Below are 22,458 nucleotides of genomic sequence, written 5' to 3' on the forward strand. Positions count from 1 at the left end.
CAGCGCCATGTTGGCAGCGGCTGTCGCGAAGGCCGGATCCTCTTGCCCGGATTGGGACGCCGGGACGGTCGCACGTCTGTGACCTGCGGGGACGGATCACAGATGGGATGAACGCGGGATACGGGCGGTGGAGGCGGAGCTTGACGGGAGGTGCCCCGGGGGGCGGCTGCGCGTGCGGCGGATCCGGTGCGGCGCGGTCCCGTCCGGAGCGGCGGTCCGCGTTCCTCCGCGTCGGTGCGCACCGGTCCTTGCGCGGCCGGGGCGCACCGCGACGGGGTCAGCGGACGGGCAGTACGGCGGTGTGCTCCTCGCGCACGGCCTTCAGGGAGCGGGGGTCGAGACCGAGCAGGCTCAGGATGGTGGGGGCGATCTGCTTGGTCCGCACGCTCGCGGAGTCGCGTACGCCGTCCGGAACCGCGGCGCCGGACACGACCAGCGGGACGTCGAGGTCGTCGGAGTGGGCGCCGCCGTGCTCGGCGATCTTCTTGGTGCCGCCGGTGTAGACGACGCCGTACTGCGTGAGGCCGAAGATGTCCGGGACCCGGGCGTCACCGGCCGCGACGTGGAAGTAGCGGGCCGCGGCGCTCCCGGCGTGGACCTTGACGAGCCCGCTGCGGGTGAAGGCCTTGGGCGCGGCGTCGATGTCGGTGCCGGTGCCGCTTCGGGCGAGCAGGTACGCCTTGGCGAACTCGGTTGCGGCCTTGGAGCGGTCGGTCAGCCAGAGCAGCATCGCGTCGTCGTCCACGCTGTGCGCGACCAGGTCGCCCGCGGCCGGGTGGAGCTTTTTCCAGGCGGCGTCGAGGCCGTCCAGCAGCGGGCCGTCGTCGATCCGGGTGAGCGCGGCGGGGTCGGTGGGCGACTGGCCGTGCTTGGCGGAGAGGATGATCGTGGTGCTGCCGGTCAGATGGCGCTCGGAGATCTCCGAAGTCAGGGCGCCGATCCGCTCGTCGACGAAGTCCAGGTTCTTCGTCAGCAGCGGTCCGGGCACGTTCTTGGAGGTGTAGCCGCCCTTGAGGCCGTCGGAGGCGGGCAGCTTCTGCGCGGTGGACACCGACTGGAAGTTGAGGCCGAAGACCGCCGGGGTGCCGACCTTGTGGGAGCGGCCGTGGTCGTAGCCGTCGATCTCGTTGAGGACGGCCTTCACCTTGTAGCCGTCGTACTGCTCGGTGGCCAGGTTGTCCTTCGTCCAGTCGGTGCCTGCCGGGTAGCCGAGGGCGTCGCTGTTGATCTCGGGTGTGAACAGGTCCTGGATGCCGTTGCCCGAGGGCCCGTCGAGGATCTCGTACGCCGCGTGCTTGTCCGACCACGCGGTGCGCAGGCCCGCGCTGCGGGCGACCTCGAAGACGGTGTTCACCTTGAGGTACGAGTGCGGGTAGACCGGCTCGCAGGTCCTTGGGCCGACCGGCAGTTTCGAGGCGTCGATCAGGCTCGTCGGGTTGCCCGTCATCGACAGGATGCCGTCCGGCAGACCGGTGAGGCCCTGTCCGGCGTCGATGGAGGCCTGGTTCTTGTCCAGGCCCTCCGTGAGATTCACCTCGGCGCCGGGCTCGACGCCCGCGCAGGCCGTGGTTCCGGCCGGGAGCAGCGCGGCGTCGTAGGTGTCGTCGTAGTAGACGCCGGTGGTGCCGGGGCCGCCGCCTGTCGTCTGGGCGAGCATGCCGGGGAACGAGTCGGACGGCGTGGTGGTCCTGGCGTGGGTGTACTCCACGCCACCGGCCACCAGCCGCGCCAGGGCCGACCGCGGGTGCCGGGCGACGTACCAGGCGAGGTCCGACTGGTGCAGTCCGTCGACGGAGATCAGCAGTACGTGCCGGGTGTCGGCCCTGCCGTGGGAGGTGGCGAAGGCGGCGGGTTGGGCGACCGTCACCCCGGTCAGGACCCCGGTGGCGGTGAGAAAGACTGCTGCGGACCTGACGTGGCGTCTGGACATACGTGTCTCCCGGGCATTCAGGGTGAACTGCGAGTGGCGGACCCATCAGAGTCGTGCCCTGTGTACCGGAAACGGCGTATGTGTGAACCCGTACGGAATGGGCGGTCGGTTCTTCGCCAAGGAGGGCTGGATTTCCCCGCCCGTGGTTCTACGAGGAGAGCGGCCAGGGTGTCGTGGCGGGCCGAGTCGGCCGCGTCGCTGCACAGCGGCCCAAAGGCCTCTCCGTCAGCGGAAACTGTACGGAGGGAGCGGGCCGTCGAGCCGGAAGTCGAAGCCCTCGCCCATCTGGTGGGCGAGGCTCAACTCCGTTGCGAGGAACAGCTCGTCCTGCTCTTCGTTCACCAGGAAGGAGACGCTGAGGAAGTCCGCTCCGTCCGGCCGGGTGGAGTCGATCTCCCGGGCGAACGGGCGGAGCGCCTCGATCACTCCCGAAGCCAAGGCCTCCTGCCGTGCACGCGTTTCCACGGCGACCAGTTCGCGGAGCCGCGGAGCCGCGGTGGGGTCCGACGTGCCGTCGCGGACCCGGTCGTTGAGCCGTCGGGCCGCCTCCGACTCCGAGAGGATCTCACCCAGCAGCATCTCCTCGTCCTGCGACGCCTTGAGGTCGTACTCGACACAACCCTCCAACTGCCCCAGCCTGTCCGTGAACTCGTCCGCCCGCGCCTCCAGCGCCAACCGGACCGCTTCGTCGTCCGGGGCGCTGCAGCCGAATGTCAGCGGCAGTACCGTGCCGTCCGCCATCAGCCGCTTCTGGACCTCCTCATAGGCGCCGAACTCCCGTTGTCCGAGCGGCAGTTCCTCATCCGGCGCGTCACTCACCACCGCGCAGAGCGGGCCCGCGCTCACCGTGCGCAGCCGGGTGGGCGGTGTGCCGACGCCGTCGAGATCGCCGAGGCGTAGGGGATGGTCCTTGAAGGTGATCGAGTAGACGTGTACGGCCATGGCTCACTCCTCCGCGTGAGACGTGTTGCTCTCCCGCTGGGAGGAGTGCCGGGCCGGTCGCCGGCCTCGCGTGGATGTCTCCTCCTGGCCCCCGTCGCACCCCGGGCCCGCATCTCGCGGCGATCCCGGCCCGTCGGCACTCCTCGGAACCGCCTGGTCGACCGCCCCGGGATGACATACAGGGTTCCCTGGGGTGCGCCCCGTGCTCCCGATTCCACTTGGTGGCCGGTGAGGTAGGCCGGCATGGGCCGCGCTTTCCCGGAACACCGGTGCGTGACCGCCTGCGGCCCGCGGCGTCACCGTCACGGGGCCTCCCTTCACCGGCTGTGATGTCTCACGCCGGTCGACCTGCCCGTATGTCGACCTGCCCGTATGGGGAGCGGTGCCCGTCGTCGCCGGTCCGACGACCGGTCGGCGGGTTCCGCCGCCGCAGGGTGTCTCCGGTCGTGGCGGCGGACGCCACAACAGCGGACGCCACAACCCTGGGGGGAAACTCCCGATACCATCATATAGGCGCTATTTGTGCTACCGGGGATTGCGGACTCCGCATCCGGAGGCCGTCTCTTCGGAGCACGCCGGCCCGGGGGAGTCGCGGGCCGGCGTGCTCCGACGGCAACCGGATCCGTGCGGGGCACGCCAAGATCGTGTGTGTGATCCCTGAGCCACCGGATCCGATGATCGCCAGGTTTAGTCCTCCGCGCGGAGCCGTTCCACGGCGAGCCCTGTGAAGTGCCCGGCGACGGTGGGAGACCGGACCGACGCAGCCCGCGAAGAAGACCGGCGACCGGTGAACCTCGACCCGGACCCGGCGAGCCGCTCGAACCGGCCGAGTCCGTCGCCACCGCGGTCGGCGGGATGCCGAAGAGCCACGCTCAGTGCTTGGTCCAGCCGCGCACGCGCGCCGTGGTCTTCTCCGTCATCTCCTGGGCCTTGCCGCGCAGTTGCTCACGGCGCCCCGCTCTTTGCACCGACGTGTCGCCCAACGCCTTCCCGACGGACTCCTTCACCTTTCCCTTGAACTGCTTCGCCTTCGCGTTGCCCTTGAACATCGTCGTCGCCGTCCTCTCGGGGCGCTCCGTGCCGCGACGCGGCAGGCCACGCCTCTCCTCCTCACCGTGTGGCCTCGCGAACGGCATCGCAAACCGGCATGTCCGTCCGCGCCCGGCACCTCGCGGTGTGCGGCGGGGTTTCCCCGCGCGGCCGCGGGGGACCCGATACCGACAGCCCGGAGCCGTAGGAGAGGCCGGACCCGGCAGGGTCCGAACACAGAAGAAGCCGGGGTCGAGCAGAGAAGGAAGATGAAGAGCCGTGACCGCGGACATCGGTACCAGGACGACCACACGCCCCGAGACGGGATGGGCCATGGCGCGCCGTCGGCGAGAGAGCGGTCCGCGGACCTGTGTTCCGGCGACGGCCGACCGAACGGCCCGCACGGAGCGGTTCGCACCCGAGTGGAACATCGTGAGGGGTGAGGACTGACCAGCCGTCACCTCGGCTCCGTACGTCCGCCTCGGCTCCGTACGTCGCCTCGACTCCCTGTGTCCGCATGTCCGCCCCGGGTCCGAGCGCTGCCCGGTCGGTTGGGCTCAGTACCATCCACGGGTGTCCTGGATACGACGTCGTACGCGCAAGGAGAAGCCGCCGGCGAACCGGCTGCCCGACCTGGAGTTCCTCGCCCTGGTGAGGGCCGGGCTCGAAGAGTTCGCCCCCGGCGTCACGCAGGGAGCCCAGCTCAAGGGGAACTCGTTGATCAGCCCACAAGGTTGGGCCGTGGCTGTAGCCCCGCCGCACCACGGGGGCGGACACCACTACGACCTCGTCGCGCTACCGGACGTCGGCCTCCAGCCGGACGTGCCGTGCTTCATGGACTGCGTCGTGTCGATGTCCGCCGATCCACAGGACGCAGCGAACACGTGGGTGCAGACGACAGGCACCTGCCTGCTGGAACTCCTCGACCGCCGCGAGCACTTCGCGGACCACGCGGGCCCCGACGACGAGCGCGGCGTGCCCGGCTGGCACATGATCACGTCCGGCGCGGTCGGCCTCGGACGCGACGTCGACGAGAACCGGCGGCTGCAGGGCGCGCTGCTGGAAGCGAACGTGCTGCGCCGGATCGCGGACTCGTTCACTATGGACCTGGAATCGCCCTTCTTCAACGGCATCAAGGTCTTCTACGGCGGTAGCCCCGGCGCGATGCAGGCCGAGATCCGCGTCAACGGTGAGCGCCACGAGGCCGCTTCGGCGGCGATGGCGGCGCTCGGACTGCCCGAGCCGACGACGTTCACGGCAGTGCGGTTCTACGCGCTGCTGCTTCCGCTACCGACGGGCGGGGGCGAGCCGAGCTACCCGACGGCCCAGCTCGATCTCGCTCCCGCCTCCGTGCAACAACCAAATGCCCACGCCCATGGTGCCGCCTGCGACTGCGGCGGCCACCTCGACCCGGAGCACCCCGGCTTCGACCTGGCCCTGCCCCACCTGGTCGCCGAGCTCTCGGAGGAGGAGCGCAAGCGCCGGGTGGAGTCCGACACGGGCGCGATCATCATCGCGGAGGGCGTCGGCAACTTCCTCAAGGTCCGCCTCCCGATCCGTCTGGACGACGGACGCACGGTGGTCTACCTCGCCTGGGTCTACCTCCAGGCGGCCGTGATCGACGACTTCGTGCGGCGGGCCCACGACGACGACCTGGCCGGCCACCGCTTCGAAGGCCTGCTGTGCAACGCCATCGGTCCCTGGGGTGAGGACGTCCTGCGCGCACCCGTCGTCCTCGGCGGCCAACGGATCAACGAGGACGGCTCCGTCCGCCTCAGCGAGGTTCTGGAGTCCGGCCACCCCCTGCTCAGCAAGGTACTGAGCGAGACCTGGCCCGCCGCCCTCGTCCTCGGCGACCGCTTTCCCCGCTCGCCGTCAAGCTGAGGTGCCGGCAGGGGAAGCGGACCCGAGGGCGCGGAGCTCTACCCGGTAGGACGGGCGCTGGGCGCTCCGCAGCCACGGCAAGCACCCGCCGTGCACCCGACCGATCGAAGTGCAGAGAAAGATGCGGTGGACGGCCTTGCCCGAGTACGACATCCGGAACGCGAACAAGTAACAGGTGACCAGCTCGCCGGCCGGCTTGACCGTGACGTGCCCGGAGTCGACGTCGGCCTCGGCGCCTGGCCTGTGGGTCTGCGGGACGAACGCGTCAGCCACACCCTTGCAGGCCTCCAGCCGGATCTGCTGTCGGCGGGCCGCGACGTAGCCACGGACCCTGTAGGGGGCCGGCCGCCTATGACGCCAGGCCGCTCAGGACGGCGTGATCGACACCCTCCGCGAATTCCTGCGGGTCAGCACTAGGGAGCGGTGTCCGCCTCGGAGCGCAGTCGGCGGACCTCGTCCTGCGGGGGCCGGCGCACGTCCTCGTCCGGCATCCGCTCGGGCATGTCGTCGTCGGGAATCAGGTGGCCGGCCTCCTCCTCCGCGGAGGCCCCGCCGCCGCCGTCGGAGCCGACGTCCTCGGCGATCATGTCGTGCTCGGCGTCCTGGTGGGCGCCCTCGTCGAGGGCCAGGATCCGGTCCGCACGGTCCACACCCAGCTCGTCGTCCGGGGCTTCACCTTCACCGTCCTCCAGGCCGCCCGTGCCGTCGTCCTCGTCGGGCTCCTCCAGGGCCGGATCCGTCCGTTCCTCGGCCAGTTTCTCGTCCAGGCTCTCCCCTTCGCGCTGCTCGCGCGCCGTAGTGCCTCGATGGTCCACGGCGAGCGGGCGCTCGGGCGGCGACCACCCTTCGTCGAAGGGGTCCGAGCCCCGGTCCTCAAGGGTGTCCTCCGGGTCGAGGATGCCCTCGTCCTCGCGGACATCGGGGCCTCCCGGCTGGTAGACCTCATCACCCATGACGTCGTCCTCGCTCTGGCTGCCCAAGACGGGCGTGACCCTCCGGACGGATCGAAGTGTCATCGGCCCATGTATCCAGGCTGGCCCAGCCCACCCGTTCCGGCACGCCGGAGCCGCACGCGACCACGGAGGGTCACCGAGCGACCGGGTACTGATCCTCGACCTTCACGTTTGGCGCGGGCCGGACGGGTCACTCGATGTCTAGACACCCGAAGTCGATCGTGATGGGGAAGTGAGACATCGTGGGTGGCGAGCAGAAGGCCAAGGCCAAGATGGAGCAGGCCAAGGGCAAGACCAAGGAAGCGGCCGGACGTGCCGTCGGCAACGAGCGGATGACCGCCGAGGGCCGGGCCGAGAAGGCGAAGGGCGACGCGCGGCAGGCCAAGGAGAAGACGAAGGACGTCTTCAAGGGCTGACAGCCGACGCTCAGGGAGTCGGTGCGGTCGTTCGTCATTTCGACCGTACGGCGTGGGGTCCGTTCCGGAGAACGGGCCCCACGCCCATGTCCCCATAGGGGCTCGCGGTGGTCGTCCCGGTGGCCGTACTGGCGCGGATCGTGACCGAGGACCGGGTGTCGGCGGCGATCATCGTCGGTACCCTGCCGCGGACGGCGCCCGACCGCCCCTCGCGGTGAGCCGCGCTGTGAGGCCCCGTAACTCGGGGTGAGCCGCAGGATCTCGTGTTGCCGGATGCCCGCGCGGGCCGAGGATGGTGGGGGAGCGGTGGAGAGGAGCCCCTGGCGTGGGAGCGGACACGCACGCGGACGCACGCGGGGACAGGACGCCGGCGGCGGCCGAGGGCGCCGATCCGCGGCGATGGCGCGCCCTGTGGGTCACCCTGGCGGCCGGGTTCATGAGCCTGCTCGACGTCACCATCGTCGCGGTCGCCCTGCCCTCGATGCAGCGCGACCTGCACGCCACCGCCCCGTCCATCCAGTGGGTCGTCTCGGGCTACGCCCTCACCTTCGCGCTCGTTCTCGTGACGGCCGGACGCCTGGGCGACGCCGTGGGCCGCCGGCGGATCTTCCTGTCCGCGCTCGCCGCCTTCGTCCTGTGCAGTGCCGCGGCGGGCGCCGCCCCGACCATCGCTCTCCTCGTCCTGGCCCGGCTGGCGCAGGGCGCGGCCGCCGGCTGCCTCGCACCGCAGAACTCCGCCCTCATCCAGCAGATGTTCCGGGGAGCCGAGCGCGGCCGGGCCTTCGGGCTCTTCGGCGCCACGGTCGGTATCTCCAGCGCGGTGGGTCCGGTCATCGGCGGGCTGATCCTCATGCTCGCCGACGGGCCCCAGGGCTGGCGCTGGATCTTCTACGTGAACGTACCGGTCGGAGCCGTCGCCTTCCTGCTGGGCGCGCGTCTGCTGCCCAAGGTCGCACCGGGCCGCCGCGAACGACTGGACCTGCGGGGCGTTCTGCTGCTCGGCTGCGGTGTGCTCGCGGTGATGCTTCCACTGGTCCTCGCGGAGTCCGGCGGAATACGGAAGCTGTGGTGGCTCTTCCCGGTGGGGCTGGGCCTCCTCGTGGCGTTCGCGCGGTGGGAGCGACGGCTGGCGGCGGGCGGCGGTCAGCCGCTCCTGAATCCCCGCCTGGTGACGCGCACGCGGGGCTACGCGGCCGGGGCGGCCATCGCCGCCCTGTACTTCGTGGGGTTCAGCGGGGTGTGGCTGGTGTTCGCCCTCTACTACCAGAACGGTCAGGGCTACTCCCCCCTGCGCTCAGGACTCGCGGTGACCCCCTTCGCCATCGGTTCGGCCGCGGCGGCGGTGGTGGCCGGGCGGCTGGTGGAGCGGCTGGGCCGGCTGCTGACCGTCTGCGGTCTGGCGGCCGTCGCCGCCGGGCTGGGCGGAGCGGTGCTGGTGCTGGGCCTCGCTCCCGGCGACACCGCCCTGTGGTTCGCGGCTCCAGCCCTGTTCGTCGGGGGGCTGGGCAGCGGCTGCGTCATCTCGCCCAATGTCACGATGACACTGCGGGACGTGCCGGTGCGGATGGCGGGGGCGGCCGGTGGCGCGTTGCAGACGGCCCAACGGCTCGGCGGCGCCGTCGGTACGGCCGCGCTGCCGGGTCTGTTCTACGTGGTGCTCGGCACCGGCCGTCACGACTACCGTTCCGCCGTGGTGATCGCCATCGGCTCCGGGATCGTGTTCATCCTCGGCGCCCTCGGCCTCGCCGTTCACGACTGGCTGCGCGACCGCAGACCTCCACCCTGCCCACCTGAACCCTCGCACGGCCACACCCGCGCGAGTCGGCGCTGAGGGACGGCCCTCCGCGGGTCGATCCTCGGAGGACAGGTCCACCGGAACCGGCCGAGCAGCCGAACGACTCCGAGTCGCCGAATCACCGGGCAGCGGAGCGTTCGGGGCCCTCCGAGCGCACCCTTCTCCGCCAGGGGACATACCGATGCCGGGCCGTGCGCGTCGGCGATGGCAGCCGCGCTCACAGCCATCTCACAGGGTCGGAAAAGGTCTGACAGAGGCGAAGAACTCGCGGTAGGCAATGGTCAGTTCAAGCCGATGTTTTGTCGCCTCCATGACAAGACCATCGCCGGGATGTCACTCTGCTGTCGAACGTTCACGCTTCGTTCACACCCCCCGCCCGTCACCCCCGTCCGTCACCCCCCGCCCATCACCCTCATCGGCGCACCGTCCCGAGCTCACCGTCCCGAGCGCACCCTCCCGAGCTCACCCCCATCGGCGCACCCGCACCCTCGCGATTCGCACGCTCACGATCCGCCCCCTCACGATCCACGCGCCGCCGAGTCCGCGAGCGCTTTCGTGCGGGCACTTCCTGCGGCGCTCGTTCCAGCCCAGCTCCCCGCGGACCGGCCGTACCCCGCCGGTCCGGGCGCCCGGGGTCTCCACCCGGGCCACCCCCCGCAGAAGGAGATGACCTTGAACCGGCAACACCCTTCCGCCCGTAGGCGCGGACGCGCCGCTGCCCTCGCCCTCACCACCGCGAGCTCGTTACTGGCCCTCGCCGTCCAGCCGGGTTCCGCGTCCGCCGCCGTGGACCCCGTTCCCGGCAGGAGCGTTGCGAAGATCGTCGCCCAGCCCCGGTCCGGTGCCGCCCAGGTCCCGCTGTCGCCCGCCAGGCGTACCGCCCTCATCAGGAGCGCCGGAGCGGCCGTGGGCGCCACCGCGAAGCGGCTCGGACTCGGAGCGCGGGAGAAACTCGTCGTCAAGGACGTCGTCCAGGACGCGGACGGTACGACCCACACGCGGTACGAGCGCACCTTCGCCGGACTTCCGGTGGTCGGCGGTGACCTGGTCGAACACCTGAGGAACGGCCGCAGCACCGTGTCCGAGGCCAGTCGGTCCTCCATCGCCGTGCCGAGCGTCAAGCCGAGGACCACCGCCGCCGACGCCGCGGCGAAGGCACTCACGGCGGGCAGGAACGCGGCCGTCGGGCGAGCCCGGGTCGACGGGACACCCCGGCTCGTCGTCTGGGCCGCGGGCACCCGCCCGGTCCTGGCCTGGGAGTCCGTGATCGAGGGCTTCCAGCGTGACGGCACGCCGAGCGAGCTGCACGTCGTCACCGACGCGGCCACCGGCAAGGTCGCCTCCCGGTACGAGGGCGTGGACACCGGCACGGGCACGGGCCAGTACGTGGGCACGGTGCCGCTCTCCACCACTCCGGCCGGATCGACGTACCAACTGGTCGACGCGGACCGCGCGGGGCACCGCACCTACGACCTCAACCAGGGAACCTCCGGCACCGGAACCCTCTATACGGATGACAACGATGTCTGGGGCGACGGCACCCAGGGTGACCGGCAGACCGCCGGCGTCGACGTCGCCTACGGAGCTGCCGCGACCTGGGACTACTACAAGGACGTCTACGGCCGCAACGGCATCCGCAACGACGGTGTGGCCGCCTACAGCCGGGCCCACTACGGAAGCAACTACGTCAACGCCTTCTGGTCCGACAGCTGCTTCTGCATGACCTACGGCGACGGCTCCGGCAACGCCAAGCCGCTGACGGCGCTGGACGTGGCGGCCCACGAGATGAGCCACGGCGTCACCAGCGCCACCGCGAACCTGACGTACTCGGGAGAGTCCGGCGGCCTCAACGAGGCGACGTCCGACATCTTCGCCGCGGCGGTGGAGTTCCACGCGAACCTGGCCGCCGACGTCCCCGACTACCTCGTCGGCGAGAAGATCGACATCCGCGGCGACGGCACACCGCTGCGCTACATGGACAAGCCCTCAAGGGACGGCTCCTCCCGCGACTACTGGGACTCCTCGCTGGGCGGCATCGACGTCCACTACTCCTCGGGACCGGCGAACCACTTCTTCTACCTGCTCTCCGAGGGGAGCGGCCCGAAGACCGTCAACGGCGTGTCGTACGACAGCCCGACCCACGACGGCCTGCCGGTGACCGGAATCGGCATCGAGAACGCGGCCCGGATCTGGTACCGCGCGCTGACGACGTACATGACGTCGACGACCAACTACGCCGGTGCCCGGGTCGCCACCCTCCAGGCCGCGGCCGATCTCTTCGGGGCCTACAGCGGCACATATCTGGCCGTGGCCGACGCCTGGGCCGGCATCAACGTCGGCGACCGCGTCGCCCTGGGGGTCAACATCGCCCCGGTCGCCGACCAGACCTCGGGGGTCGGCCAGGAGGTGTCCCTCCAGGTGAACGCGTACACCACCAACACCGGCGCCGGCCTGACCTACACGGCCACCGGCCTTCCGGACGGCCTGGCCATCAGTGACACCGGGCTGATCTCCGGGGTCCCGACCACGATCGGGACCAGCGACACGACGGTCACGGTGACCGACGGCACCGGCGCGGCCGTGTCGGTGGCCTTCCAATGGCGGATCGCGTACATCTACGCCAACGCCACCCGCGTGGACATCCCCGATGTGGGACCGGCGGTCGAGTCGCCCATCACGATCACGGGCCGCCCCGGCAACGCCTCGGCGACCACCGAGGTCTACGTGAACATCGTCCACACCTACCGCGGTGATCTGAAGGTCGACCTCGTCGGCCCCGACGGCACCGTGTACTCGCTGCTGAACCGCAGCGGGGGCTCGGCCGACAACGTGGACCAGACGTTCACGGTGGACGCCTCGGCGCAGCCGGTCGACGGTACCTGGAAGCTGCGCGTCCAAGACCTCGCGTCGATCGACGTGGGCTACATCCAGCAGTGGCGGATCACGCCCTGACGCGGGACTGAACCGGGCCCGCCCGGACCGCCTTCGCGGTCCGGGCGGGCCCGCTGTTTGCGCCGAGTGCCCGCGGTCGTCCCGCCGTTGCGACGGCGGGCGTCCCCGGACGCTTTTCCGGACCAAGAGGTCGTCTCCAGCGGTACCTGGCGCAGGGCCCGGACGGCTTCGAGGGTTCGCCTGCCGTTGCCGGTGACGGGCTGCAACGTCGTCATTTGTGATCGCGCAGGAAGGTAGGGATCTCGTCGCGGGTCGGGGAGTTCGGCAGGGGTGCCGGCTTGTCCTGAAGGAACGCAGTGATGACGGCGGCGGCTCGGTCGTTGTTGTCGTCGAGGCCGTTCCACATGTGGTGTCCGACTCCTGGCATGTACTGGGTGCGTTGGACGGCGGGGTCATCGGCAAGGATGGCGGTCTCCCATTGACGGAGCTGGGAGGAGCACTCGGCGATCATCAGCATCGCGGGGGTCCGGGACTGCCTCAGTTGTGAGGCGATGGAGGGTGAATCCTTGACCGTCTGCTGGATACGGAGGCTGGCGGCGGGGCTGAAGGAGAAGTTCTGTGCGCTGTCCTCGGCGGGGATGCGGTGCGCGTCCCGCGCGCAGTAGGCGGATGCGGTGTCGCTGCCGAGGTCCGCGGCGGTGAAGGCGTTGTCGCCTTCGGCCTGTCCGATCAGTCCGGTGTCGGGGGTGAGGAGTCCGAGGCGCATGAGGCCGAATGCCACGGCGTACCGGGGGACGTGTGTCGATCGCGGTCCGGTCATGGCCGGCGCGAGGCCCCGTGCGGATTTTCGGCCCTTGTGCCCGGTGATGTGTGCCGTGGGGCCGTCCATGGGACCGGGCTCGGCGATGATCGCCCGGTGCAAGCGTGCGGCGACGCTCGGGTCGGCCAGGGCTCGGGTGAGCGTGGTCCCGCCTGAGGAGAATCCGAGGATGTCGACCCTGCCCTTGCTCAGGCGGTCGATGAAGGCGGCGAGGTCGCTGGCCGACCGGGAGATCGTGTACTGGCCCATGGGGAGCAGGTCGCTTCGTCCGCCACCGGCCTGTTCGTAGGCGTAGACGTCGTAACCCTGGCGTGCCAGGAGTTGCAGGAACCGGTGGTCGAGCACCGAGATGCCACGGACCGGTCCGCCGTTGAGGTACACGAACGGAATGGGATGCCGGGTGCCGGGGTTCGCGGGCGGGTAGTGATACACCGCGACCCGGCTGCCGGTGGACAGGCTCCAGTGCTGCGTAGTCACGAACGGCGGGGCGGGCGGGTACCGCCGGGCCGTCGGCACGGCCGGAACGCAGACCGCCGCCGTCAATGCTGCCGCGACAACCACCGGCAGGAACGGCACGAGCCGCGTCGGCCAAGTGCGGCGCCGACCCCGCCACGTGGCGAGGGCAGCCCCGGCTCCAAGGGTCGTCAACCATGCGGCGAGCCCCGAGCCTGCCCCGTCTGTGAGGACGATCAGTGCGAGAAAGGCGACGACCAGCATCGCGACGGCGGCCAGGGCCGGCAGTAAGCGTCCGGTGAAGCGGACGAGACGTATGGCGGATGTGAGCACGGCGGACCCCCAATTTCAGAACGCTGTTTCAAAACGACGTTATCAAAGACGGTAGGCTGCTGGTCGTGGGTAGGCCGAGAACAAACGACGAGGCCGTCAAAGAGCGGCTTGTGGTGTGCGCGACCGAGATGCTCGCCACCCGTCCGCGGGAGTTGCTCACGGTCCGCGCCGTGGCCGCTGCTGCCGAGGCGTCGACGACGGCGGTGTATTCCTTGTTCGGTGGTAAGGACGGGCTGATCGGTGCGGTGCGCGACAGGGCCGTCGCCGGCCTGTTCCAGGACCTGTCGGCGGCGCAGACCTCCGCGGACCCTCTCGCCGACCTCTACGCGCTGGCCGTCGCCTACCGTCGTTGGGGGCGCGGACACAGCCACCTGTACACGGTGCTGTTCGGTGGTGTGCAGTCCTTCGACCCGTCGGGGGAGGTCGGTGCCGGTGACCCGATCCGTCCACTCCTCGCGGCGATCGATCGCGCCTTGACGGCGTCCGTCCTCGTCGGTGAGGCAACGTCGATCGCCCTGTCGGTCTGGGCCACCCTGCACGGGCTGGTGACTCTCGAACTGGCCGGGGCCCTCGACGCCGCCACGGCCGAGGCCGCATTCCGATCGGCGATTCACGCCACGTTGCGCGGATGGACGACCCCGGCGGTGTTCCGCAGCCTTCGCCAAGCCGAACTCGCCCTTTGACGCGATCAGGGCCGGTATTCGGGCCCTCCTGGTCCCTGCTGGGGCGGGGGTGCGTGGTCGGTGAAGACCGGCATGCCAAGGTCGACCGGCTGCGGCCGACCATCGGTTGCAGATCGCTTGAGGCTGTTGAGCTTGGCCATCGCAGCGTCGAAACTGACCTGGAGCGGTCTCGATGACGGCCGAGGCCCGGAACGCCTCGTCCTCGGCCATGCTCTGGTTGATCCACGGCCTTGAAGTTGCCCGCACCGTCGCCGCGGCGGATCGGGCTCGGGCAGGCCCACTGGGCCCAGATCGGATCTTCGGGCCAGGTGCCTAGAAGACGTCTTCGGCGGTGAGCTGGTCGAGGTCGCGGCCGGTGCGCAGGATCCAAACCCTCCCGAGCCTTCAAGTCTTGACGGATCAGAGCGGCCTCCGGACCGTCCGTGACGACCCCCGTCCAGGTCAAACCCCATGAAGTGGCCACCAGCGGGGTCTCCGTGCGCACGAATTGAAGAAACTCGTGTCGCGGGGCTTGTCACCTTGATGGTTCATTACTTAAATCAAAGCGTGAACTAAGAGCGCCGGAAGGCCAGTTCATACCCCTCCCTCTCACATGGCAGAGCTGTGTCCTCAGCTCCCGATTCAGTGTGTCCGCTCCGCTCGTCACCCCACCCGCATGGAGTCACGGCATGAAACTCAGAACCCTGGGTGTCGCGCTGGCCGCAATGGCCGCGCTCATCACCCTGCCCTTGCAGAGACCGGCCGCCGCGGCCGATCTCCCGCTGTCCCAGGGCAAGACGGCCACGTCCTCCTCGGACGAGAACGGGGGCACTCCCGCCGCCTACGCCGTCGACGGCGACACCGCCACCCGGTGGTCGTCGGGCGCCACGGACACCCAGTGGCTCCAGGTCGACCTCGGCGCCACGGCCACGATCACCAAGGTCGTCCTCAACTGGGAGGCCGCGTACGGCAGTGACTACCGAGTCCAGACCTCCCCGGACGGCAGCACCTGGACCGACATCAAGACCGTGACCGGCGGCGACGGGGGCACCGACACCCTCGACGTCTCGGGCCAGGGCCGCTATGTGCGGATGTACGGCGTCCACCGTGCCACCCCGTACGGCTACTCCCTCTGGGAGTTCCAGGTCTTCGGCACCAGCGGCACCACCACGCCCGGGACCTGTGGCTCGGCCAACGCGGCCCAGGGCAAGGCGGCCACCGCCTCCTCCACCGAGAACGCGGCGAGCCCGGCCTCGGCGGCCTTCGACGGCAACACCGGAACGCGCTGGGCCAGCGCCTTCGCCGACCCGCAGTGGGTCCAGGTCGACCTGGGAGCCACCAGCGATCTGTGCCGGATCGACCTCAACTGGGAGGCGGCGTACGGCAAGGCCTTCCAGATCCAGGCCTCCGCGGACGGCCAGAACTGGACCGTCCTCAAGACCGTCACCGACGGCACCGGGGGCACCGCCTCCTACGACGTCTCCGGCCAGGGCCGCTACGTACGGATCTACGGGACGACCCGGGGCACCGCGTACGGGTACTCCCTGTGGGAGGTCGCCGTCCACACCGGTACGGGAACCGGCACCCCGCCCGTACAGGGCGGCGGAGACCTCGGGCCCAACGTCATCGTCGTGGACCCCTCGACGCCCGATCTGCAGGGCAAGTTCGACCAGGTCTTCGCCCAGCAGGAGTCGAACCAGTTCGGTTCCGCCCGCTACCAGTTCCTGATGAAGCCGGGCACGTACAACGGCATCAACGCCCAAGTCGGCTTCTACACCTCGATCTCGGGCCTCGGCCTCAACCCCGACGACACCCACATCAACGGCGACGTCACCGTCGACGCGGGCTGGTTCAACGGCAACGCCACCCAGAACTTCTGGCGTTCGGCGGAGAACCTGTCGATCACGCCCTCCAACGGCACCGACCGCTGGGCGGTGGCCCAGGCGGCCCCCTTCCGCCGTATCCACGTACAGGGCGGCCTGAACCTGTCCCCGAACGGCTACGGTTGGGCCTCCGGCGGCTACATCGCCGACTCCAAGATCGACGGCACGGTCGGTCCGTACTCGCAGCAGCAGTGGTACACCCGTGACAGTTCCGTCGGAGGCTGGACCAACGGCGTCTGGAACATGACCTTCACGGGCGTCCAGGGAGCGCCGGCGACGAACTTCGACTCCGGCCCGTACACCACCCTGGACACCACCCCGGTCTCCCGCGAGAAGCCCTTCCTGTACCTGGACGGCAGCGCCTACAAGGTGTTCGTGCCCTCCAAGCGCACCAACGCCCGCGGTGTCTCGTGGCCCAACACGGCCGGCACGTCGATCCCGCTCGACCAGTTCTACGTCGTCAAGCCCGGCGCGACCGCGGCGACCATCAACGCGGCGCTCGCCCAGGGCCTCAACCTGCTGTTCACCCCGGGGGTCTACCACCTCGACCAGACCATCAACGTGACCCGGGCCAACACCGTCGTCCTCGGCCTCGGGCTGGCGACCATCGTGCCGGACAACGGCGTCGACGCCATGCACGTGGCGGACGTGGACGGGGTCAGGCTCGCCGGATTCCTGATCGACGCGGGCCGCTCCAACTCCGGCACCCTGCTCCAGATCGGCCCGTCGGGCTCCTCCGCCGACCACTCCGCCAACCCCACCACCATGCAGGACGTGTTCGTCCGGATCGGCGGCGCGGGCCCCGGCCTCGCCACCAACTCGGTCGTGGTCAACAGCGACGACGTCGTGATCGACCACACCTGGCTCTGGCGCGCCGACCACGGCGAAGGTATCGGCTGGGACACCAACCGCGCCGACTACGGCCTCGTGGTCAACGGTGACGACGTCCTGGCGACCGGCCTGTTCGTCGAGCACTTCAACAAGTACGACGTGCTGTGGAACGGCGAGAACGGGCGCACGATCTTCTTCCAGAACGAGAAGGCGTACGACGTGCCCAACTCCGCCGCCATCACCCACGACGGCATCGTCGGATACGCGGCCTACAAGGTCGCCGACTCCGTGGCCGTGCACGAGGCATGGGGTCTGGGCAGCTACTGCAACTTCACCACGGACTCGTCGATCGTGCAGGCGCACGGCTTCCAGGTCCCGGTGAAGACCGGGGTCAAGCTGCACGACATCCTGGTGATCTCCCTGGGCGGCAAGGGCCAGTACGCCCACGTCGTCAACAACACCGGCGCGCCGACGTCGGGGACGGACACGGTCCCGTCGAAGGTCACGCAGTTCCCGTGAACCTGAACGGCGCCGACTGACAGGCACGCGGGTGCCGGGCTCCCCCTCTTCCGGGGGAGCCCGGCACCCGCAAGTCGTTTCGCGCCGGGCCAGGGGCTCTCCGGGGCCGTCGTCCGCTCAGGCGGAGCGGTGTCCGGAGCGGGAGCCCGACGCGGCTCCCGTCGTGTCGAGAGGCATGGCGTGAGCCCGCGGCGCTTCCTGATCGGGCGGTCCCGCCGGTTCCACCAGGGCGGCGTGGGCGAGGAGACGCCGGGCCAGTTCGCGCGCCTCGGCGGGAGTGAGAGAGGCCCACACCCCGTGCTCGTCGCCCTGGTCCGGTCCCACGTCCAGGGTGACGCGGCCGATCGGCCGGTCCGGCGTGGCCAGCCGCATCTCCTTCACGGAGATCCTGCGGCCGCAGGACGTCACCAGGGGCGACTCACCCGCCCCGGCCCCCCGAAGCAGCCGCTGTCCGGACGCCGTCATCGCTCTCACGCCTTTCCACGAATCGAGCCGCCGGGCGGTCCACCACACCCCGCGACACTCCGCCTCCCGGCACCTGCCGGGGTACTCGGATCAGCGTCGAGAGGTACGGGTTTGTTCCCGCCCGCGATCGTCACGCGCCCGCACAACGGGTCGCGCCGAGCCGCCTGTCGGGCCCGGGCGTCTCGAACGCGCGGCGGTGTCCACGCGTTTGACGGAACCGACGGCCGCGAGTCCGCCGCCGCGGGACACGCGGCCGGTGACCGGCCGGTTCAGCGGCGGGTGGAACCCTTGGCGCGCAGGGCCCCGAGGCGCTCCAGAAGCAGGCCCTCCCTGGTGGACCAGGGGGAGATCTCCACGCTCGTGGCCCGGCAGGCCTCCATCAGGGCCTCCGCGACCAGCGCCCCGGCCAGCGACTGCCCGGCCCGGTGACGCGAGATCCCGGGCAGCCGAGCGCGGCCCGTGGACCCGTTCTCGGCCAGCACGCCCACCGCGGCCCGTACGTCGTCAAGGGTCAGGCGCTGCGGGGCCCCGGAGCGGTCGCGGCCGGCGGTGGTGTAGCGGGCGAGCTGGGTGAAGGTCTTGGAGCAGGCCAGCACCCGCCCGTCGGGCTCGGCCCTCGGCAGGTCGGCCACCTCGGCGAGGCGGTCGCTCAGGTGGTCGCGCACCTCGGCCAGTCGCCGCTTCGAGGACACGGCCTCCCCGAGTTTCCAGTCACGGGTGACCGTTCGCGCGCCCAGCGGCAGGGACAGGGCCGTACACGGCTGCTCGGCCGTGCCTGACGCGATCTCCACGGTCCCGCCACCGATGTCCAGCACCAGCAGGGAACCGGCCCGCGCGCCCGCCCAACGGCGTGCGGCCACATAGGCCAGGCGGGCCTCCTCCTCGCCGGACAGCACCCGCAGCCGGGTGCCGGTGGCGCTGGCCACCTGGGCGAGGACCTCCTCGCGATTGGGGGCGTCGCGAATCACGGACGTGGCGAACGCGTAGACCTCCGGCAAGGGCTCCCGGTCCTCGGCGAGTGTTTCGGCCACCGCCCGCTGCACACTGCGTACGCCTGACTTGCGCAGACGCCCCTTCGCGTCGAGCGTCTCGTGCAGTTGGAGCCGTACCTTTCGGGACAGCACCGGTTCCATGTCCACCCCGGCGCGTCGCCGCGCCACGGTGAGGAGCGCGCTGTGACACCCGACGTCTAGTACACCTGCCTGCCGCACTGTGTTAACCACCCGTTTCCTTGCCGAAGGAGATTTGCGAACTCGCCATTGTCCCGCAGGCCGGCCGCATTGACGCGACACGATTTCGTTTCGGCTCTTCAGGGCGCTCTTCAGGGTGCCACGGCTGCTCCGCGTGGCTCCCTGCGGCGACTTCGCGCGATCGGCCGTGTTCCCCGCTGTCGCACGGGTGACGGTGCTCGGCGTCAGGTGACCGGGTGGCCCAGATCACTGTCCGGCGTGTCGGCCAGCGTCACCACGGCGGTGATCCGCTTGCCGACGGGTTCCCGGTGCATCTCGAAGGAGTGGCACACGGCCATGACTATTTCCAGCCCGTGCTGGCCGACCCGGCCCGCGTCGGCGGCCCGCGCCACCGGAAGGGTTGGGTCGGAATCCCAGACGGTCGCCTTCACGGCACCCTGGTCGACCTCCAGAGACAACAGGCAGGGTCCGGCCGCGTACTTGACCGCGTTGGTCACCAGTTCGCTGACGACCAGGGGCACCACGCCCATCACCCGTCCGGAGACGGGCAGCCCGGCGACCGCCTGCACCCGCGTCAGGAAGTCACGGGTGAACGCCCGCGCCTGGGCGATGCACGCGGAGTCACCGTCGTACGCGACTGATGCCTCGATCAGTGCACCCCGCTGTTCCTGCTGTCCCGCTTCGCTCACCCGTCGGCCCATACGATCCGTCCCGCATCCACGCTCTTCGACGTTCGGCGTCTGCCCCGAAAACGCCGCTTCACTCCACCCGGCCGCGTCATCGTTCGCCGGGGCCCGCCGCGGGTCCCGGCGCGGTCAGTCGGCGGCGATCGTCACGGTGACGGGGGTGCCGGCCTCCACGGTGCGGCTGACCGTGCAGAGCTTTTCGTGGGAGGTCTTGACGGCCCGGGGGAGGATCGCACGCGCGCGGTCCCCGGGTTCGCCGTCCGGGAACGCCACGGAGAAGGTGACCGCGAGGTCGGTCATCCGGTTTCCGAGCTCGTCGCCGATCTTGTTGCCGGTCACGGTCAGGGTGAACGTCGTGGGCTCGGCGTGGCGGGCGGTCGCGACATCGACGTCGGCGGCGGTGCAGCCCCCGATGGCGGCGAGCAGCAACTCGACCGGGGTGAACGCGTCCTCTCCCTCGGGATCGGAGCTCGTACCGAAGGCGATCGTCCCGCCGCGCGCGTTCGTCGCGGTGAAGTGCCCGGTACCGGTCCGCTCCACGGTGACGAGACGCAGGTTGTTGTCGGTCATGTCGCCGACCCTAGTATCGGGTCGCGGTACCCGCCTCGGATGCGCCTCGGCCGGTCACCGGCCGAGGCCACGCCGGCCGGGTCGTCCGCCGGCTGACGCGCGCGCCGGTCCACGAGGGGGAGTTCGCGCGACCCTCGACGGCCCGGGGAAGTCAGTCGGGTGGGTTCGGGCGGACGACGCCGAGGTCGTAGGCGAGGATGACGGCCTGGACGCGGTCGCGGGCTCCGACCTTCGCCAGGACACGGCCGACATGGGTCTTGACGGTGGATTCCGCCACGACCAGGCGCTCGGCGATCTCGCTGTTGCTCCAGCCCTCGCCGATGGCGACGAAGATCTCGTACTCCCGCTCGGTGAGGGCGCGTACGCGCGTGTCGTCCTGCGGTTTTCCCGTCACGGGATCGCGGGGGAGGTGCTTGGCGTAGGTGTCCAGGAGGCGGCGGGTCAGGGCGGGGGCGATCACCGCGTCGCCCGCGGCGACCGCGCGGATGCCGGCGAGCAGTTCCTCCGGATGGGCGTCCTTGAGGAGGAATCCGCTGGCTCCCGCGCGCAGCGCGGCGTAGGCGTACTCGTCCAGGTCGAACGTGGTCAGGATCAGGACGCGGGACCGGCCGCCGGACGCGACGACCCGACGGGTGGCCTCGATGCCGTCCATGCCCGGCATCCGTACGTCCATGAGGATCACGTCCGGGCGGAGTTCGGCCGCCCTGCGGACGGCGTCGCCCCCGTGGGACGCCTCCCCGACGACATCGGTGTCCGGCGTGCTCTCCAGGAGCATCCGAAAACCGAGGCGCTGAAGCGGCTGGTCGTCGACGATGAGCACACTGGTCATGCGGCACCCCCCGCGGCGGCCGACGGAGCGAGATCGGTCCCGCCCAGAGGGGTGAGGTCGAGGGTGGCCCGCAGCGTCCATCCGCCGTCGGGGGCGGGGCCCGCGACGACCGTCCCGTTGTAGAGGGCCGCGCGTTCTCTCATGCCGGGGATTCCGTGTCCTTCGTCGTCGTGCGGCCGGGAGCGGGAGGTGGCGGTACCCGGGCCGGTGTCGTGGACGTCGATGTGCAGCAGGGTGTCCTCGACGCTCACCTCGAGATCGACGCGGGTCTCGGGGCCCCCGTGCTTGAGGGCGTTGGTGAGAGCCTCCTGGACGATGCGGTAGACGGCCAGCTGGACGCCGCGGTCCAGGGTGCCCGGTTCGCCACTGCTGCGGTGGACGACGTGCGGGCCGGCGGCCCGTATCCGCTCGCACAGGCCGTCGATGTCCCCGATGCCCGGCTGAGGGCTCAGCTCGGGGGTGGCGGGAGTCTGGGTCTGCTCGCGCAGGACGCCGAGCAGGCGGCGCAGTTCGCCGAGTGCCTGCCGCCCGGTGTCACCGATGAGCAGCAGGGCCTGCTTGCCGCGTTCCGGCGCGAGGTCGGCCGCGTACGCGCCGCCGTCGGCGAGGGTGATGATGACGGAGAGGTTGTGACCGACGATGTCGTGCATCTCGCGGGCCACACGGGTGCGTTCGGCGGCGGCGGCCAGCTTGCTGCGCTGGTCGCGTTCGACCTCCAGCCGGGTCGCGCGGTCCCGCAGGACGGCGAGCTGGCCGCGCCGGATACGCACCGCCAGTCCGAGCGCGACGGCCGCCGTTATGGTGCTGAACAGGAAGAACAGCGCGTCCAGGACGTGCACGTCGGACGGCAGGCGCACGGCGACCAGCCCCAGCGCGCCGGCCGTGACCGCGCAGGCCACGGGCAGCCGTCGCAGCTCCCCGTGGAGCACGAGGCTGTAGAGGGCGATCAGTACGGCGACGTCCGCGCGCAGCCAGACGCCCAGCGCGAGCTGGAGGATGAACACCGCGGTGATCACGGCGAAGGCGAGGGACGGCCTTCTGCGCCGCCACAGCAGAGGAAGGACCAGTCCGGCCTGCAGCGCGAGCGTCCCCGGCCAGGGCAGGTGGGTGAACTGGGTGTCGAAGCCGTGGTGTCTGCCGTCGTCGTCGTGCACCAGGTCGGGCACGCAGAACAGCAGCGCCACGACGGCCGTCACCGCCGAGTCGAGGAGCCACGGACGCTTCCGGTCGCCCTGCTTGAGCCGACGGCCGAGACGGGACAGCGCACGGGCCAGCGGGTGGTTCCACGGCAGGTCGGCCTCGGCGAAAGGCCGGTCGTCCGCCGGTTCGGGCAGGGCGGTGTCGTCGATGTTCATGGGAGTCACCGGTCCGCGCTC

16 protein-coding genes and 1 pseudogene are annotated in these 22,458 nt (G+C 70.7%); 6 read left to right on the forward strand and 11 right to left on the reverse strand.

The annotated features are described in order from the left end of the window. Positions 1–277: 277 nt before the first annotated feature. From ACFYW8_RS01370 to ACFYW8_RS01380, 3 genes are all read right to left on the reverse strand, one after another. Entirely contained in the window at positions 278–1,930 is a 1,653-nt protein-coding gene (locus tag ACFYW8_RS01370) for an alkaline phosphatase family protein (protein ID WP_389065658.1), read from the reverse strand. Between the two features lie 225 nt (positions 1,931–2,155). Further along, the gene (locus tag ACFYW8_RS01375) at positions 2,156–2,872 is read right to left on the reverse strand and encodes a GvpL/GvpF family gas vesicle protein (RefSeq protein ID WP_389065662.1); all 717 of its coding nucleotides are present in this window, start codon (positions 2,870–2,872) and stop codon (positions 2,156–2,158) included. A gap of 872 nt (positions 2,873–3,744) precedes the next feature. Continuing rightward, positions 3,745–3,921, reverse strand: coding sequence for a CsbD family protein (locus ACFYW8_RS01380; RefSeq protein ID WP_365873594.1), 177 nt, complete (start codon positions 3,919–3,921; stop codon positions 3,745–3,747). A 553-nt stretch (positions 3,922–4,474) separates the two neighbouring features. Here ACFYW8_RS01380 and ACFYW8_RS01385 point away from each other — a divergent pair. Continuing rightward, on the forward strand, positions 4,475–5,785 hold the full coding sequence (locus ACFYW8_RS01385) for a DUF6348 family protein (RefSeq protein ID WP_389065670.1): 1,311 nt from the start codon (positions 4,475–4,477) through the stop codon (positions 5,783–5,785). 503 nt (positions 5,786–6,288) lie between these two features. Here the strand turns inward: ACFYW8_RS01385 and ACFYW8_RS01390 are convergent. Next, positions 6,289–6,801: pseudogene (locus tag ACFYW8_RS01390) on the reverse strand (DUF5709 domain-containing protein); the annotation flags it as partial. Positions 6,802–6,980: 179 nt separating this feature from the next. Here ACFYW8_RS01390 and ACFYW8_RS01395 point away from each other — a divergent pair. The 3 genes from ACFYW8_RS01395 to ACFYW8_RS01405 all read left to right on the forward strand — a co-directional run bounded on the left by ACFYW8_RS01395 (position 6,981) and on the right by ACFYW8_RS01405 (position 11,901). Beyond that, a complete protein-coding gene (locus ACFYW8_RS01395) occupies positions 6,981–7,154 on the forward strand; it encodes a CsbD family protein (RefSeq protein WP_261706029.1) in 174 nt (57 codons plus the stop codon). A 292-nt stretch (positions 7,155–7,446) separates the two neighbouring features. Continuing rightward, positions 7,447–8,985 carry an MFS transporter gene (locus ACFYW8_RS01400; protein WP_389065677.1) on the forward strand — a complete coding sequence of 513 codons (1,539 nt, stop codon included), beginning with the start codon at positions 7,447–7,449 and terminating at the stop codon, positions 8,983–8,985. A 630-nt stretch (positions 8,986–9,615) separates the two neighbouring features. Then, the gene (locus ACFYW8_RS01405) at positions 9,616–11,901 is read left to right on the forward strand and encodes a M4 family metallopeptidase (RefSeq protein WP_389065681.1); all 2,286 of its coding nucleotides are present in this window, start codon (positions 9,616–9,618) and stop codon (positions 11,899–11,901) included. A gap of 211 nt (positions 11,902–12,112) precedes the next feature. On the opposite strand, the gene ACFYW8_RS01410 is transcribed toward ACFYW8_RS01405, so the two are convergent. Further along, complete coding sequence (locus ACFYW8_RS01410) at positions 12,113–13,447, reverse strand: alpha/beta fold hydrolase (RefSeq protein WP_389065686.1); 1,335 nt, start codon at positions 13,445–13,447, stop codon at positions 12,113–12,115. Positions 13,448–13,512: 65 nt separating this feature from the next. On the opposite strand from ACFYW8_RS01410, the gene ACFYW8_RS01415 reads away from it, so the two are divergent. Then, complete coding sequence (locus tag ACFYW8_RS01415) at positions 13,513–14,130, forward strand: TetR-like C-terminal domain-containing protein (protein ID WP_389065691.1); 618 nt, start codon at positions 13,513–13,515, stop codon at positions 14,128–14,130. Positions 14,131–14,798: 668 nt separating this feature from the next. Further along, positions 14,799–17,342, forward strand: coding sequence for a discoidin domain-containing protein (locus ACFYW8_RS01420; protein ID WP_389065695.1), 2,544 nt, complete (start codon positions 14,799–14,801; stop codon positions 17,340–17,342). A gap of 117 nt (positions 17,343–17,459) precedes the next feature. Here the strand turns inward: ACFYW8_RS01420 and ACFYW8_RS01425 are convergent, their stop codons facing one another. The 6 genes from ACFYW8_RS01425 to ACFYW8_RS01450 form a co-directional block, all read right to left on the reverse strand. Next, positions 17,460–17,807, reverse strand: coding sequence for a hypothetical protein (locus ACFYW8_RS01425; RefSeq protein WP_389065699.1), 348 nt, complete (start codon positions 17,805–17,807; stop codon positions 17,460–17,462). A gap of 269 nt (positions 17,808–18,076) precedes the next feature. Continuing rightward, on the reverse strand, positions 18,077–18,967 hold the full coding sequence (locus ACFYW8_RS01430; RefSeq protein WP_389065703.1) for a Ppx/GppA phosphatase family protein: 891 nt from the start codon (positions 18,965–18,967) through the stop codon (positions 18,077–18,079). Positions 18,968–19,221: 254 nt separating this feature from the next. Further along, positions 19,222–19,698: an ATP-binding protein gene (locus tag ACFYW8_RS01435; RefSeq protein WP_365873613.1), complete on the reverse strand. Its 477-nt coding sequence runs from the start codon at positions 19,696–19,698 to the stop codon at positions 19,222–19,224. 114 nt (positions 19,699–19,812) lie between these two features. Then, positions 19,813–20,253 carry an OsmC family protein gene (locus ACFYW8_RS01440; protein ID WP_365873615.1) on the reverse strand — a complete coding sequence of 147 codons (441 nt, stop codon included), beginning with the start codon at positions 20,251–20,253 and terminating at the stop codon, positions 19,813–19,815. 151 nt (positions 20,254–20,404) lie between these two features. Then, positions 20,405–21,082: a response regulator transcription factor gene (locus ACFYW8_RS01445; RefSeq protein ID WP_365873617.1), complete on the reverse strand. Its 678-nt coding sequence runs from the start codon at positions 21,080–21,082 to the stop codon at positions 20,405–20,407. Beyond that, a complete protein-coding gene (locus ACFYW8_RS01450) occupies positions 21,079–22,437 on the reverse strand; it encodes a sensor histidine kinase (protein WP_389065713.1) in 1,359 nt (452 codons plus the stop codon). Before ACFYW8_RS01450 ends, ACFYW8_RS01445 begins: the two co-directional genes overlap by 4 nt. Between the last annotated feature and the right edge of the window lie 21 nt (positions 22,438–22,458).

This window comes from Streptomyces sp. NPDC002742 (genome assembly GCF_042888885.1).
Classification (GTDB): Bacteria; Actinomycetota; Actinomycetes; order Streptomycetales; family Streptomycetaceae; genus Streptomyces.

Bases quoted from the DNA above. Each gene is read 5' to 3' on its own strand.
- ACFYW8_RS01370 (WP_389065658.1), bottom strand. From the start codon at position 1,930: ATGTCCAGACGCCACGTCAGGTCCGCAGCAGTCTTTCTCACCGCCACC.
- ACFYW8_RS01375 (WP_389065662.1), bottom strand. From the start codon at position 2,872: ATGGCCGTACACGTCTACTCGATCACCTTCAAGGACCATCCCCTACGC.
- ACFYW8_RS01380 (WP_365873594.1), bottom strand. From the start codon at position 3,921: ATGTTCAAGGGCAACGCGAAGGCGAAGCAGTTCAAGGGAAAGGTGAAG.
- ACFYW8_RS01400 (WP_389065677.1), top strand. From the start codon at position 7,447: ATGGTGGGGGAGCGGTGGAGAGGAGCCCCTGGCGTGGGAGCGGACACG.
- ACFYW8_RS01405 (WP_389065681.1), top strand. From the start codon at position 9,616: ATGACCTTGAACCGGCAACACCCTTCCGCCCGTAGGCGCGGACGCGCC.
- ACFYW8_RS01420 (WP_389065695.1), top strand. From the start codon at position 14,799: ATGAAACTCAGAACCCTGGGTGTCGCGCTGGCCGCAATGGCCGCGCTC.
- ACFYW8_RS01425 (WP_389065699.1), bottom strand. From the start codon at position 17,807: ATGACGGCGTCCGGACAGCGGCTGCTTCGGGGGGCCGGGGCGGGTGAG.
- ACFYW8_RS01435 (WP_365873613.1), bottom strand. From the start codon at position 19,698: ATGGGCCGACGGGTGAGCGAAGCGGGACAGCAGGAACAGCGGGGTGCA.
- ACFYW8_RS01440 (WP_365873615.1), bottom strand. From the start codon at position 20,253: ATGACCGACAACAACCTGCGTCTCGTCACCGTGGAGCGGACCGGTACC.
- ACFYW8_RS01445 (WP_365873617.1), bottom strand. From the start codon at position 21,082: ATGACCAGTGTGCTCATCGTCGACGACCAGCCGCTTCAGCGCCTCGGT.
- ACFYW8_RS01450 (WP_389065713.1), bottom strand. From the start codon at position 22,437: ATGAACATCGACGACACCGCCCTGCCCGAACCGGCGGACGACCGGCCT.